This is a genomic window from Roseburia sp. TF10-5 (assembly GCF_003462365.1).
Taxonomy (GTDB): domain Bacteria; phylum Bacillota; class Clostridia; order Lachnospirales; family Lachnospiraceae; genus Roseburia; species Roseburia faecis.
On the sequence record NZ_QTYW01000006.1, the window covers coordinates 47,371 to 61,160 of the forward strand.

General features: G+C 45.7%; 12 protein-coding genes. 10 read left to right on the top strand and 2 right to left on the bottom strand.

Translation table 11 applies throughout. The features are described 5' to 3' along the window. Window positions 1-14 precede the first annotated feature (14 nt). The gene (gene ilvB / locus DXD06_RS07745) at window positions 15-1,736 is read left to right on the top strand and encodes a biosynthetic-type acetolactate synthase large subunit (RefSeq protein ID WP_117831257.1); all 1,722 of its coding nucleotides are present in this window, start codon (window positions 15-17) and stop codon (window positions 1,734-1,736) included. Between the two features lie 19 nt (window positions 1,737-1,755). Next, window positions 1,756-2,253 carry an acetolactate synthase small subunit gene (ilvN, locus tag DXD06_RS07750; protein WP_055068270.1) on the top strand — a complete coding sequence of 166 codons (498 nt, stop codon included), beginning with the start codon at window positions 1,756-1,758 and terminating at the stop codon, window positions 2,251-2,253. 65 nt (window positions 2,254-2,318) lie between these two features. Here the strand turns inward: ilvN and DXD06_RS07755 are convergent, their stop codons facing one another. Next, a complete protein-coding gene (locus DXD06_RS07755) occupies window positions 2,319-2,828 on the bottom strand; it encodes a flavin reductase family protein (RefSeq protein WP_117831258.1) in 510 nt (169 codons plus the stop codon). A 206-nt stretch (window positions 2,829-3,034) separates the two neighbouring features. Here DXD06_RS07755 and DXD06_RS07760 point away from each other — a divergent pair, with 206 nt between their 5' ends. The 4 genes from DXD06_RS07760 to DXD06_RS07775 are packed head-to-tail and all read left to right on the top strand — an operon-like array spanning window position 3,035 to window position 7,809. Continuing rightward, entirely contained in the window at window positions 3,035-4,291 is a 1,257-nt protein-coding gene (locus DXD06_RS07760; protein WP_117831259.1) for a peptidoglycan-binding protein, read from the top strand. Between the two features lie 18 nt (window positions 4,292-4,309). After that, complete coding sequence (gene truA / locus DXD06_RS07765; RefSeq protein WP_022046990.1) at window positions 4,310-5,068, top strand: tRNA pseudouridine(38-40) synthase TruA; 759 nt, start codon at window positions 4,310-4,312, stop codon at window positions 5,066-5,068. After that, on the top strand, window positions 5,043-6,803 hold the full coding sequence (gene recJ, locus DXD06_RS07770) for a single-stranded-DNA-specific exonuclease RecJ (protein ID WP_117831260.1): 1,761 nt from the start codon (window positions 5,043-5,045) through the stop codon (window positions 6,801-6,803). The genes truA and recJ overlap by 26 nt, the downstream gene beginning before the upstream one ends. Window positions 6,804-6,858: 55 nt before the next feature. Next, window positions 6,859-7,809, top strand: coding sequence for a hypothetical protein (locus tag DXD06_RS07775; protein ID WP_117831261.1), 951 nt, complete (start codon window positions 6,859-6,861; stop codon window positions 7,807-7,809). A gap of 43 nt (window positions 7,810-7,852) precedes the next feature. Here the strand turns inward: DXD06_RS07775 and DXD06_RS07780 are convergent, their stop codons facing one another. Continuing rightward, window positions 7,853-8,563, bottom strand: a complete 711-nt coding sequence (locus tag DXD06_RS07780) for a phosphatase PAP2 family protein (protein WP_117831262.1) — start codon at window positions 8,561-8,563, stop codon at window positions 7,853-7,855. A 178-nt stretch (window positions 8,564-8,741) separates the two neighbouring features. Here DXD06_RS07780 and DXD06_RS07785 point away from each other — a divergent pair, with 178 nt between their 5' ends. The 4 genes from DXD06_RS07785 (at window position 8,742) to hydF (ending at window position 13,790) form a co-directional block, all read left to right on the top strand. Continuing rightward, window positions 8,742-10,361, top strand: coding sequence for a L,D-transpeptidase family protein (locus DXD06_RS07785; protein WP_243000933.1), 1,620 nt, complete (start codon window positions 8,742-8,744; stop codon window positions 10,359-10,361). Between the two features lie 95 nt (window positions 10,362-10,456). Then, window positions 10,457-11,458, top strand: coding sequence for a LacI family DNA-binding transcriptional regulator (locus DXD06_RS07790; protein WP_117831263.1), 1,002 nt, complete (start codon window positions 10,457-10,459; stop codon window positions 11,456-11,458). Window positions 11,459-11,503: 45 nt separating this feature from the next. Beyond that, the gene (hydE, locus tag DXD06_RS07795; RefSeq protein ID WP_330378216.1) at window positions 11,504-12,541 is read left to right on the top strand and encodes a [FeFe] hydrogenase H-cluster radical SAM maturase HydE; all 1,038 of its coding nucleotides are present in this window, start codon (window positions 11,504-11,506) and stop codon (window positions 12,539-12,541) included. Window positions 12,542-12,572: 31 nt separating this feature from the next. Beyond that, window positions 12,573-13,790 carry a [FeFe] hydrogenase H-cluster maturation GTPase HydF gene (gene hydF, locus DXD06_RS07800; protein WP_117831264.1) on the top strand — a complete coding sequence of 406 codons (1,218 nt, stop codon included), beginning with the start codon at window positions 12,573-12,575 and terminating at the stop codon, window positions 13,788-13,790.

Genomic DNA, 13,790 nt, shown 5'->3' on the forward strand with positions numbered 1-13,790 from the left:
AGGATATCATTTTTATGGATATTACAGGAAGAAAATTATTCGTAAAGGCTCTGGAGGAAGAAGGGGTAGACACCATCTTTGGGTATCCAGGCGGAACCGTTACGGATTTATTTGATGAATTATATAAGACCGACAGTATCAACCTGATCCTGCCGCGGCATGAGCAGGGACTGATTCATGAGGCGGAAGGATATGCCAAGTCTACCGGACGGGTGGGCGTATGTCTGGTAACGAGCGGACCGGGAGCAACCAATATCATTACCGGACTGGCAGATGCCCATTATGACAGCATTCCGCTGGTTTGTTTTACCGGACAGGTGCCACTTGGACTGATCGGGAACGATGCATTTCAGGAAGTGGACATTGTTGGTATGACGAGAAGCATTACCAAGTATGGTGTGACGGTGCGAAGACGGGAAGACCTCGGAAAGATTATTAAGATGGCATTTTATATCGCCCAGACCGGGAAACCGGGACCGGTACTGATTGATATTCCAAAGGATATCCAGACGGCATCCGGATCGGCAGAGTACCCTTCCCATGTGGATATCCGTGGATATAAGCCGATTCACGGGGTACATATCGGACAGCTGAAGAAAGCTTATAAAATGCTTAAGTCTGCGAAGAAACCTCTGATTCTTGCCGGCGGAGGTGTCAACATCAGCCATGCGGGAGAGAAGCTGAAGAAATTTATGGAAAAAGAAAATGTTCCGGTTGTCACAACAATCATGGGCAAAGGCGCAGTGCCGACCACACATCCGCTGTATATCGGCAATTGCGGAATGCATGGAAAGTACGCAGCCAATATGGCAGTTATGGAATGTGATCTGCTCTTTTCCATCGGTACCCGTTTCAATGACCGGATTACCGGAGATTTAAATGAATTTGCACCGCATGCACAGATTGTTCATATTGATGTGGATACTGCTTCCATCTCGCGTAATGTGGTTGTGGATGTGCCGGTGGTTGCAGATGCAGGTGTGGCACTTGAAAAGCTGTTAGAGTGGGCAGAGAAAAAGGATACGGCAAAGTGGCAGGAACAGATTCACAGGTGGGAGAAAGAGAATCCGCTTGCCATGCGCAGGGATCGTGGGATCAGTCCACAGATGATCATGGAGCACATTAATGCACAGTTTCCACACAGTATTTATGTGACGGATGTCGGGCAGCATCAGATGTGGGCAACCCAGTATCTGGAACTGGACGAACAGAGTCAGCTCATCACATCCGGCGGACTGGGAACGATGGGATTCGGATTTCCGGCCGCAATTGGAGCAAAAATTGCAAATCCAAAGAAACCGGTCGTGTGTATCACGGGAGATGGCGGATTTCAGATGAATATTCAGGAAATGGCAACGGCGGTAACACAGGGTACCGGAATTACGATCTGTCTGCTGAACAATAATTATCTTGGTATGGTCCGCCAGATGCAGGAACTGTTTTATGGAAAGCGTTACAGTGCGACCTGTCTGCGCCGGCGCCCATCCTGTCCGGGTGGATGCAAGGGACCAAATGACCAGTGTCCGGAATATGTTCCGGATTTCGTGAAACTGGCAGAAAGCTATGGAGCATACGGAATCCGTGTAGAGAAGGAAGAAGACATTGATGCAGCGTTTGCGGAGGCAAAGAAGCATACGGATGCACCGACGATCATTGAATTTATGATTGCCACCGATGAACTGGTACTTCCGATGGTAAAGAGCGGAAATCCGATGAGTGAAATGATTTTAAAATAGGAGGAAAGCAATGTCTGAAATGAAAAAGCGCTGGATTGCATTGTATGTAGAAAATGATGTAGGTGTACTTGCGAAGGTTTCCGGACTGTTTTCCGGAAAATCCTACAATTTACAGTCACTGACGGTTGGTACGACGGAAGATGAGACGGTTTCCCGTATGACGATCAGTGTGGAGAGTGATGATATCACGTTTGAGCAGATCAAAAAGCAGTTAAATCGTATGGTTGAGGTAATCAAGGTGATCGACCTGACAAATGTTCCGCTTCGGTTAAAAGAGCTGATGTTTGTCAAGATTATGGAACTGAATGAGACACAGATGACGGAAGTGTTTCAGATTGCACAGGCCATGCGTGTGGATGTGGTGGATATCGGAATTGGCAGTGTTATGCTTGAGTGCAGAAGAACAGAGCAGAAACATGACGATCTGATTGCCATCTTAAAGAAAAAGTTTAAGCATATTTCCGTTGTGCGCGGAGGTTCGGTTGCTATCGAATCAATCAGCACAGAGTGCAGATAAAAATGCTGCCCGTGGTGGTCTTTGGCCACTGCGGACAGCGTTTTTAAATGATAGGACCGATAAGATTAACGGGCAGTTACTTCGACAATCTCTCCGACATACATCATATGCATATCGTGATCGCTGTACCATTTATCCATCAGTGTGGAATCGGTAAAACTGTCTTCGCTGACCGGTACGGCAGCCATCTTTTTGCATAAAAATACCAGATTGGCTTCATCCGGATAAGGAATGTCATGCCGGAATGCCTTTGTCAGTCCGGCAGCGGCGAATTTGTCTTCTTCTCCGCGGCCACTGTGACTGCCGCAGTAATTTAACGCATCGCGGTAGTCTTCATTCAGGAAAGACAAAGAGAACAGATCTCCGTTGTCTAAAAATTCTTTGGTATAGCGGGAATCACGGATAAAAATAAATACAACGTTTTTTCCCCAGAGGACGCCTACACCTCCCCAGCTGACGGTCATAGTGTTGCATCTGGTTTTGTCTCCGGCGGAAACTAAAGCCCATTCTTTTCCTATTTTGGTAAATGGATTGAATTCCATCTTATCGATTGGATATGGTTGAAATGTGTGCATAACAAACCTCCTTTTTATTGTTTTGTATTTAGGCGATTGCGAAACGCTCTTCTGCGCCTGATTTATTTTATGTATCAACAGTATAACAGTGTAACCTTTTTTTTACAAGATGCATACTATGAATCAAATGCAGCTGTCTGGAACTGTTTGATGCCACTGCAAAGAAACGTGGCAGGTTTTCTGGCAGGAAGAGAGGGAGATCATGTATGGATCAGAATAGAGTGGAAAATCAGGTGGATGAGGGAACGCTTCAGATTCACCTGACAAATGCTTCAACAGGAATTCCGGTGAAAGGGGCAAAGATCAGTATATCTTATACGGGAGGTCCGCAGCAGGTGCTAGAGGAGGTGGATACCGACGATTCTGGAAACACTGAGAAGATTACGCTTGATGCTCCTCCACTGGAGTACTCCATGGAGCCGGGGGAAAACCAGCCGTATGCGGAATATACGATTAAGGTGCATGCCACAGGCTATCGGGACATTACGGTTTCGGCGATCAATATCCTGTCCGGGGAAGATGCAACGCAGGAAGTGGTGATGGAGGCGCAGGATGCACCGGGCAATCCGATTGATACGATCGTGATTGATGCACATACCCTGTATGGAGAATATCCACCGAAAATTCCGGAGAGTGAGATTAAGACGGTGGAAGAAACCGGAGAAATTGTCTTAAGCCGTGTAGTAATTCCGGAATATGTTGTGGTACATGACGGAGCACCGGGAGATTCCACAGCTGCGAATTATTATGTGCGCTATCGGGATTATATTAAAAATGTAGCTTCCAGTGAAATCTATGCGACCTGGCCGGATGCTGCGATCCGCGCCAATGTGCTGGCTATTATGTCATTTACTTTAAACCGGGTTTATACGGAATGGTACCGGGGCAAAGGGTATGTGTTTACCATCACATCTTCCACGGCATACGATCACAAATTTATTTATGGAAGGAATTTCTTCCAGAGTATTTCACGGGTGGTGGATGAAATGTTTGAAAATTATCTGTCCCGTCCAAATGTCCGTCAGCCAATTCTGACACAGTACTGTGACGGACAGAGAGTGACCTGTCCGGATTGGATGTCGCAGTGGGGAAGCAAATATCTGGGTGATCAGGGATATTCTGCCATTGATATTCTGCGCAGTTATTACGGAAATGATATGTATATTAATTCCGCGGACGGAATTTCCGGAATTCCGGCATCCTGGCCGGGATATGATCTGGGCGTGGGAGCAAGCGGACCAAAGGTACGTCAGCTGCAGGAACAGCTGGCAAGAATTTCGCGTGCTTATCCGGCGATACCGACGATTACGGCGGACGGAGTTTACGGATCAAGGACGAGGGAAGCGGTGGAAAAGTTTCAGTCGGTTTTCGGACTTCCGGTAACCGGTATAGTGGACTATCCGACCTGGTATAAAATTTCAGATATTTATGTTGCGGTTTCCCGTATCGCAGAACTTGTATAAAAGAGAGGAAAAATACGGATGAAAAATTATAAAATTACCGTGTCATATGATGGCACAAGATATAAAGGATGGCAGGTATTAAAAAGCACCGATGCAACCATACAGGGAAAGCTGCAGATGGTGCTTTCGGCGCTTGCCGGGCATCCGGTGGAAGTGATCGGTTCCGGAAGAACCGATGCCGGAGTTCATGCAATCGGGCAGGTGGCTAATTTCCATCTGGACGAACATTTTTCGGCAGAGGAAATTTTTGAAGATCTGAACCGGCACCTTCCGGAAGATATCGCAGTGACAAAAATAAAGGAGGTCGATGACCGGTTTCACAGCAGATATCAGGCTGTGGAAAAGACCTACCGTTACCGGATACGGACAAGTCCGGTGCCGAATGTATTTGAACGAAAATTTTTGTATCAGTATGGACAAACGCTTGATGTGGATAAAATGAAAAAAGCGGCACAGGCACTTGTGGGAACGCATGATTTTGCTTCTTTTTGCGGAAACCGTCATATGAAAAAATCAACGGTCCGTACCATTTTTTCCATTGATCTGGTGGAAAGAGACGGTGAGATTGAGATCCTGTATTGTGGCAATGGATTTTTACAGAACATGGTAAGGATTCTCACGGGAACATTGATTGAAGTGGGAAGAGGCGAACGGGCTCCGGAAAGTATGCCGGCACTTCTTAAGGCAAAGGAACGGAAGCAGGCGGGCTATACGGCACCGCCGCAGGGATTACGATTGGAGAAAGTGACATATGAGACAATGGATGGTCGCTGCTAAAAAAGCGGATTTTTATGCGATTGCAGAGAAATTTCATGTGGATCCGGTTGTGGCAAGGATTATCAGAAACCGCGAGGTAATCGGAGAAAAAAATATCCGGATTTATCTGGGTGGGAACCTTTCGGACCTGTCAGATCCTCATCAGATGAAAGATATGGACCGGCTGGTGGAGATTCTTGCACAAAAGATCCGGAAACAGGTGCATATCCGGATTATCGGCGATTATGATGTGGATGGTGTGACTTCCTCCCATCTGTTTCTGACGGCTTTGCGGCGTGTGGGAGCAAAAGTGGACGTGGTTATTCCACACCGGATACAGGACGGATATGGGCTAAGCCTGCATTTATTACAACAGGCGAAAGAAGATGGTGTGGATACAATTCTGACCTGTGATAACGGTATTGCCGCTATCGATGAGATTGCGTGGGCAAAAGCGCAGAAAATGACAGTACTTGTGACCGACCACCATGCAGTCCCGTTTGAAGAACATGAGGGAAGAAGAACAGAGAAAAAGAGTCTGGCAGATGCCGTGGTAAATCCGCATCAGCAGGACTGCGGGTATCCGTATAAAGAGCTGTGCGGCGCCGGTGTGGCATGGAATGTCATCCGTGTATTGTATGAAAATTATGATATGGACAAAAGAGAAGCGGAAGATCTGCTGGATTTTGTTGCTATGGCAACTGTCTGTGATGTCATGTCGCTCACCGGGGAAAACCGTATTCTGGTAAAAGAGGGATTAAAGAGAATCCGTCATACGAAAAACATCGGATTGCAGGCACTTATGCAGGCATGCAATGTACAGCCGGAGAATATCAGTGCATACCATTTTGGTTATGTCTTAGGACCATGTGTCAATGCAACCGGCAGACTTGACACGGCAAGGCATGCCCTTCGGCTGTTTGAGACCGGGCAGGAAACGGAGGCAGAAGAGATTGCCCGGGATCTGGTTGATCTGAATCAGGAACGCAAGGAGTTGACACTGCAGGGCGTGGAAATGGCAAAGAAACTCTGTGAGGAAGGTGGATATGAGAATGATCCGGTACTTGTTCTGTTTCTGCCGGATGTCCACGAAAGCATTGCAGGACTGATTGCCGGAAGAATCCGGGAAATGTATAACCGGCCGGTATTTGTGCTGACGCGGGGAGAAGAGGGAGTCAAAGGCAGCGGAAGATCGACTGAAAATTATTCCATGTATGAAAATATGTGTGGATGTGCGGAACTGTTTACAAAATTTGGCGGACATCCGATGGCGGCAGGGTTATCCCTTCCAGAAGAAAATGTGGAAAAATTCCGTAGAAAAATCAATGAAAACTGTCCGCTTACGGTGGAGGAAGTCTGCCCGGATATTCACATTGACATGGCCATGCCGGTGGGATATGCGAGTACGGAACTGGTCCATCAGTTTGCACTTTTGGAGCCGTTTGGAAAAGACAATCCATCTCCACTGTTTGCAGACCGGAATCTGTCCATCAGCCGCATGTGGTTGATAGGAAAGAACCGGAATGTTCTTCGGATGAGTGTTCTTTCGGAATACGGACAGCCGGTTCCGGTTATTTTCTTTGGGGATGTGGAGACGTTGTTTGCATATTTTACCGAAAAGTTTGGTCAGGAAGAGGTGGAGAATGCGCTGCATGGAAGAAAAAACCGGATTTTATTTTCTATGGTGTATACAGCAAAGATTGATTTTTATCAGGGAAATGAAAATCTGCAGCTGGAGATGAAATATTATCGCTGATTCCATTGAAAAAACGGGAAAGAAATTGTAAAATAAATGCAATGGAGGGCAAGTAATGTTCGGAAAAAAGAAACAAAAACAGGAAACACTGGTACGGATGAGAAACCTGGCACAGCTGGATGAAGGCTTTTTTGCCCATATGAAGGACGGAAAAGATATGTTTGATGCAACCGCAAGGGAAATCAGAAATACATATCAGCAGCTGGGAGCCGGAATCACCCAGATACAGGGAAATATAAAAGAAGCATCACAAATGGCAGCAGACAACGGAGAAAAGGAGCAGGAGCTGACCGGACAGCTGGCGTCATATCAGGAGCAGGAAGTACAGTCATCGGAAAAAAGAGAGCAGATGCTGCAGAATTTTGCACAGATCGAACAGGAGATGGCACAGCTGGTGGAGGAAAACAAACATTTCACCACGCCATCCAAATTCCTGAACGAATTTCCGGTTGCACTCAAGGCGGAAAATGAAAAGACCCGAGAGGAACTGGAAAAGATGCAGGATTGCGGAAAGCAGATGGGAGTGCTTGCCCTCAATGCGGCGATTGAAGCCGGGCGTATGGGAGAGGGAGGAAAACAGTTTGTTACGGCTGCAGAAACGATCCGTGTATCTGCGGGAACGTATGATGAGCTGATTGATCAGGCACATAAGAGGCTGGCAGATTCGGATGAGAGAATTGCAGAGCTGGAAGAGCAGGTACACCGGATGGTTACATTGCTGAAAGAAAACAATGTGGCAATGACCAAACTGATGAAATCCTGTCAGGAAGCTTCGCGTCAGGCACAGGAATGGAATCGTTTAAAACCATGTCCAAATTTCAAAGAGATGGAAAACCAGATTGTTGTGCTTCGCAATGCAGATGAGGAAATTGCCAAATCCGAGGAACGCAACCGGATGCAGATGGAGGATTTTACAGAAGAAATGGAGAGTCAGAAGAAAAATTTTGATGAACTTCTTCAATCCATGGAAACCGTGTACCGGCATGCGGCAGAACGCAAAAAATAAAAGGAAAAAGAAAAGGAGCTGACCAGAGAGGCCAGCTCTTTTATTATTCCACAGAAAAATTGTTATCGGTTTTGGATGAGGTGGTGGCAGCTTTAGCACGCGCCCAGTTGTGGCGGTAAACCACATGGTACATGACTGCGGCAAGAACAAATGCACAACATACATCAAAGAAAGAATGCTGTTTGATAAACATCGTTGCCAGAATGATGCTGACCGTCAGAATCAGTGTCAGGAGACAGACCAGCTTGTTTTTGCGCAGCTTTTTATTGTGTGTCACCGCAAGATAAATGCCGAGCGAATTATATACATGGATACTCGGAAACAGATTCGTCGGAGTATCACCGGCATATAGGCGTTCACAGAGCATGGTGCACAGATTGTGGTGTGTGAAATAGGTCGGACGCAGATACTGCCCGTTCGGGTATACCGTGGAGATGATTAAAAAGATTGTCATTCCGGTAAACAAAAACGCACACAATTTATAGTAATCTGTTTTATTATGTAATGCCATATAGGCGATGCCCCATCCGACAAAAGGAAACCAGAGCAGATAAGGGATGACAAAGTATTCACAAAACGGAATATAATCATCAATCGGTACATGGATGACATGAAAATGTGTCGTGACGGTTTTTTCTACATAGTTAAACCATGCCATGTACACGAAAAAATATAACAAAATCCATAAATGTTTATATTTTTCATAATATTTTCGGAACACAAACGTCCGCTTACTTTGGGTTTCCGGCAACATAAATACTCCTTTTATATTTGTGTGCAGATCTTTTTTCTTTTGTTCTGAAACTGATTATAGCACGGGGAAAAAAGCACGACAATATAAAACCCGCAATGTTCATAAAACTTTAAAAATTTGGCACATTGACAACCTCTTGTGCTTTTGTATAATACAATAGTGACGGAGGATAAGAATTTTGAAAAAAGCACGAATGAAAAGAAAACAGAGAAGAAAACTGATATGGATGGTGGCAGGACTGGCCGTTCTTTTGTATCTGGGACTGGCCGTTTATTTCCACAATCACTTTTTCCCGAAAACGACATTAAATGGAAGAAAAGCGGGAGGGTATACCGCGCAGAAAGTGATGGATGAGATTACGGAAGAAATCCATTCCTACCAGTTAAAGATAGCAACAAGAGACAAGCATACAGAAAAAATTCCCGGACAGGATATTTCGCTGGAACCACAGTGGGGAGACGAAATAACAGAGCTGGTACACGCACAGAATATGTTTGCATGGCCGGTAAAAATTTTCCAGAAACAGACATTGAAAAATACAACACTTGTCGACTATGACAAAGATAAGCTGCAGACACAGATCGATGCATTGGACTGTATGGATGCAGACAATCAGACGGCACCGGAGAATGCTTCGGTTTCTTCTTATGATAAGACGGAAGGATTTACCGTGGTTGGGTGCGTCATGGGAACGACCATTGATGCAGAGAAAATGTATCAGGCAGTGCAGGAGGCGGTGGAAGGATTAAAAGAGAACCTCTCTCTGGAAAAAGCCGGCGTTTATGAAGATCCGACGGTTTTAGATGATGATGAGAATCTGGTAAAAGCCGTAAAGAAAATGAACGGGTATGCAAAGACAAAGATTACATTTACCGTGGGAGATTCCAAAGAGGTACTCGATGCTTCCGTATTTGGTGACTGGTTCCGGTTAAATAAAAAGTTAAAACCGGTACTGGACCAGGAGTGTGTAAAAGCATACGTCAGTGATCTTGCAAAAAAATATAATACCTGTTACAGTGCCAAAACGTTAAAGACTTCTTACGGAAAGACGGTTACGATTCCGGAGAGCCATTATGGATGGAAGATTGATACGGAAAAGGAAATCGCCCAGATTACGAGTGAGATCAAAGCCGGGAAAGCAGTGGAAAGAGAACTGAATTATTCCATGACAGCCAATTCCCATGGAAAAAATGATTATGGCGATTCTTACGTTGAGATCAATCTGACGGCACAGCATATGTTCTTATATAAAGATGGAAAACTGGTGATTGATTCGGATTTTGTATCAGGAAATGTATCGAAAAATAATGCGACACCGACCGGTGCATATGGCGTGACATATACCGAGAAAAATGCAACTTTGCGCGGAGAAAACTATGAGACGCCGGTTACATACTGGATGCCTTTTGCGGGAAATGTCGGTATGCATGATGCCTATTGGCGCAGCAAGTTCGGAGGAAGTATTTATAAATATGCAGGATCACATGGCTGCATCAATCTTCCGCCGGAAGTCGCAAAGGTAGTATTTGAAAATGTTAAGAAGAATTATCCGGTGCTGGTGTATGAACTTCCTGGAACGGAAAGTACCGATGCAACAGATAAGGGAGAAGCAAAAAAGGTCGTAAAACTGATTGACGCACTCGGAACCATTACAAAGGATTCCAAAGAAGCGGTGCAAAAGGCAAGAAATGCGTATGATAAACTGACTGCCAATGATAAGGTGTATGTCACAAATTATGATAAATTAAAGAAAGCAGAAGAAAAATTACAAAAATTGCAGAAAAATTCAAAGGAATAGGGGATACTTGACAAAATTGATAAAAAACTGCAAAATGTAACTGCGCAACCGTTTAACATGCAATGGATGCATAGGTGTGCAGTTAGGAGAAGAATATGAAAAAGGGAAATGTAATCACCATTTCGGATGTTGCGGAAGCACTTGGCGTTTCCAAAACGACAGTCAGCCGGGCAATATCCGGAAAGGGAAGAATCGGTGAGGCAACAAGGCAAAAAGTCTTGGCTTATATAGAGGAGCATGATTATAAACCGAATGTAATTGCAAGAGGACTTGCACAGTCAAAAACATTCAATCTCTGCGTGGTTATGCCGGAGGATTATGCACTGGTAGATCTTCCGTTTTTTCAGGAAGTCATTACAGGAATTCAGGAAATTGCAGGAATGAATGAGTACGACATTCTGTTGTGTATCTGTCAGGAAAATGATATTACAGGTCTTGAACGCGTCGTGAGAAACCGCAAGGTGGACGGGATTGTGCTGCTGCGGACCTTTTTAAAAGACCCGCAGATTGAACTGCTTTTAGAAAAAAAGATTCCGTTTGTTACAACCGGTAGTACTACCTACCGCAAAGTCAAACAGGTGGACAATGACCAGCAGAGCGCCTGCCGCGAACTGACATCTATTTTACTGATGCGCCAGATGAAGCATATCGCTCTGCTCGGAGGAAGTGAATCTTTCGTAGTCAACCAGAACCGGTATAAAGGATACCAGCAGGCATATCAGGAAGCGGGAAGAGAAGTGGAAGAAACGCTTGTTTACCGGAATTTGGAGAGCTGTGCCTTTATGGATCGTGCAGTGGAAGAAGTGCTGGAAAAAGGGGCGGATTGTATTGTCTGCATGGATGATGCCATCTGCATACAGGTACTTCGCAAGCTGCGGCAGGAACACATAAAAGTGCCGCAGGATATCCGTGTGGCATCGTTTTACAACAGTTCCGTGCTCGAGAACAATATACCATCGATCACTTCGTTGTCTTTCAATGCGAGAGAACTCGGAATGGAAGCCTGTAAGAATCTGCTGGCGCAGATTGAAGGGGAGACGGTACCGGATCGGACACTGTTGTCGTATGAAGTAGTACTTAAAGAATCCACAAAATAAAAATTCAAAGATTGGATGGCACAAGTGCCAGAACGGTGTATGCAAATGTTAAAGCAGATCATAACGGAAATTGAAAACAGACAGAATATAACCCGTGATCAGCTGGCTCTGCTGCTGGAGACAACGGATACCGGGGACATTGCATTTCTTCACGAGCGGGCACGTAAGACAGCAGATGCCATTTACGGAAAGCAGGTGTTTATCCGTGGATTGATTGAATTCACCAATTACTGTAAGAATGACTGTATTTACTGTGGCATTCGAAAGAGTAATCGCAAGGCAGAACGCTATCGCCTGACGGAGGAAGAAATTCTTTCCTGTTGTGCAAATGGGTATGAACTGGGATTTCGGACCTTTGTGCTGCAGGGAGGGGAAGATCCGTATTTTACAGACGATAAAATCTGTGCCCTGATACGGCAGATCAAGGCACAGTATCCCGATTGTGCGGTGACGCTTTCCATCGGGGAGAAAGAGCACGACAGCTATCAGGCATTTTTTGATGCCGGTGCGGACCGGTATCTGCTGCGTCATGAGACCGCGGACGAGGCGCATTATGGAAAACTGCATCCGGCAGAAATGTTCTGGAAACATCGCATGGACTGTCTGTGGGATTTAAAAGAAATCGGTTATCAGGTGGGATGTGGATTTATGGTTGGTTCGCCGGAGCAGACGGTGGATACGCTGTATGAAGATCTGCAGTTTATCCGGAAATTGCAGCCGCATATGGTAGGCATCGGTCCGTTTATTCCCCAGAAGGATACCCCGTTTGGCGAAAAAAAGGCAGGAACAATGGAAGATACGCTTCGGCTTTTATCCATTATCCGGCTGTTGCAGCCGCATGTGCTGCTGCCATCAACAACTGCACTGGGAACCATTCATCCGCTGGGCAGGGAAAAAGGAATTCAGGCAGGGGCAAATGTTGTGATGCCGAATCTTTCCCCGGTAGCAGTGCGGGAAAAATATAAATTATATGATAATAAAATCTGTACGGGAGATGAGGCGGCAGAGTGCCGGCACTGTATGGCGCGCCGCATGGAAAGTGTCGGATACAAAGTGGTCGTAAACCGTGGAGATTATCACTGATTCAGCAAAACGCACAAGAAGGAGAACGCATATGGGTGCAACATGGAATGAAACACCGTCTGCAAATCGTCTGCATATCGGTGTATTTGGAAAAACAAACAGCGGAAAATCTTCATTTATCAATGCTTTTACCGGGCAGGAGGTTTCCATCGTCGCAGATGTGGCGGGAACGACAACCGATCCGGTATACAAGGCAATGGAAATTTATCCGATGGGACCGTGCACGATTATGGACACGGCGGGATTCGATGATGAAAGTACGCTGGGAGAACAGCGCGTGGAACGGACGCGGCTTGCAGCCCAAAAAGCTGATCTGGCAATTATTGTTTTTTCTGCATGTCCGGTTTGCGGCGAATCCTATGAGGAAGAACTGAAATGGTACACCTGGTTTAAGGCGCGTAAAATTCCGGTTCTTCTGATCATTAACAAGGCGGACGTGGCGGATGCAGCACCTCTGAAAAACTATCTGAAAGAAAAAACAAAGGAAGATGCACTGGTAGTCAGTGCATTGACCGGAGCCGGTATGGAAAATGTCCGGGAGGCAATGAGCCGCAGAGTGCCGGAGAATTTTGGAAACTATATGATTACGGGAGATCTGGTCACGGAGGAAGATCTTGTGCTTCTTGTTATGCCACAGGATATTCAGGCACCGAAAGGACGTCTGATTCTGCCGCAGGTGCAGACGCTGCGGGAATTACTGGATAAAAAGTGTATGGTTATGAGTGTGACCACGGACAAACTGCTTCCGGCACTCAACATGCTGCAACAGGCACCAAAGCTGATTATTACCGATTCCCAGGTGTTTGATTATGTATACCAGAATAAACCGGCGGAAAGTATGCTGACATCTTTTTCTGTGCTGTTTGCTGCATACAAAGGGGATCTGCCGTACTATATGGAAGGTGCCAGACAGATCGATGCAATGAACGAAAACTCTCATGTGCTGATAGCGGAATGCTGTACGCATGCCCCTTTGAGCGAGGATATTGGCAGGGTAAAAATTCCGCGTATGCTGCGGAAACGATTTGGAGAACGGCTAAGGATTGATCATGTGAGCGGCACGGATTTTCCACAGGATCTGGAAGGGTATGACCTGATCATTCAGTGTGGCGCGTGTATGTTTAACCGCAGATATGTAGTATCAAGAATCGACCGCGCAAAGGCACAGAACATTCCGATGACAAATTATGGGATTACGATTGCACATTTGACTGGAATTCTGGATAAAATTGTGTTAACATTGTGGTAG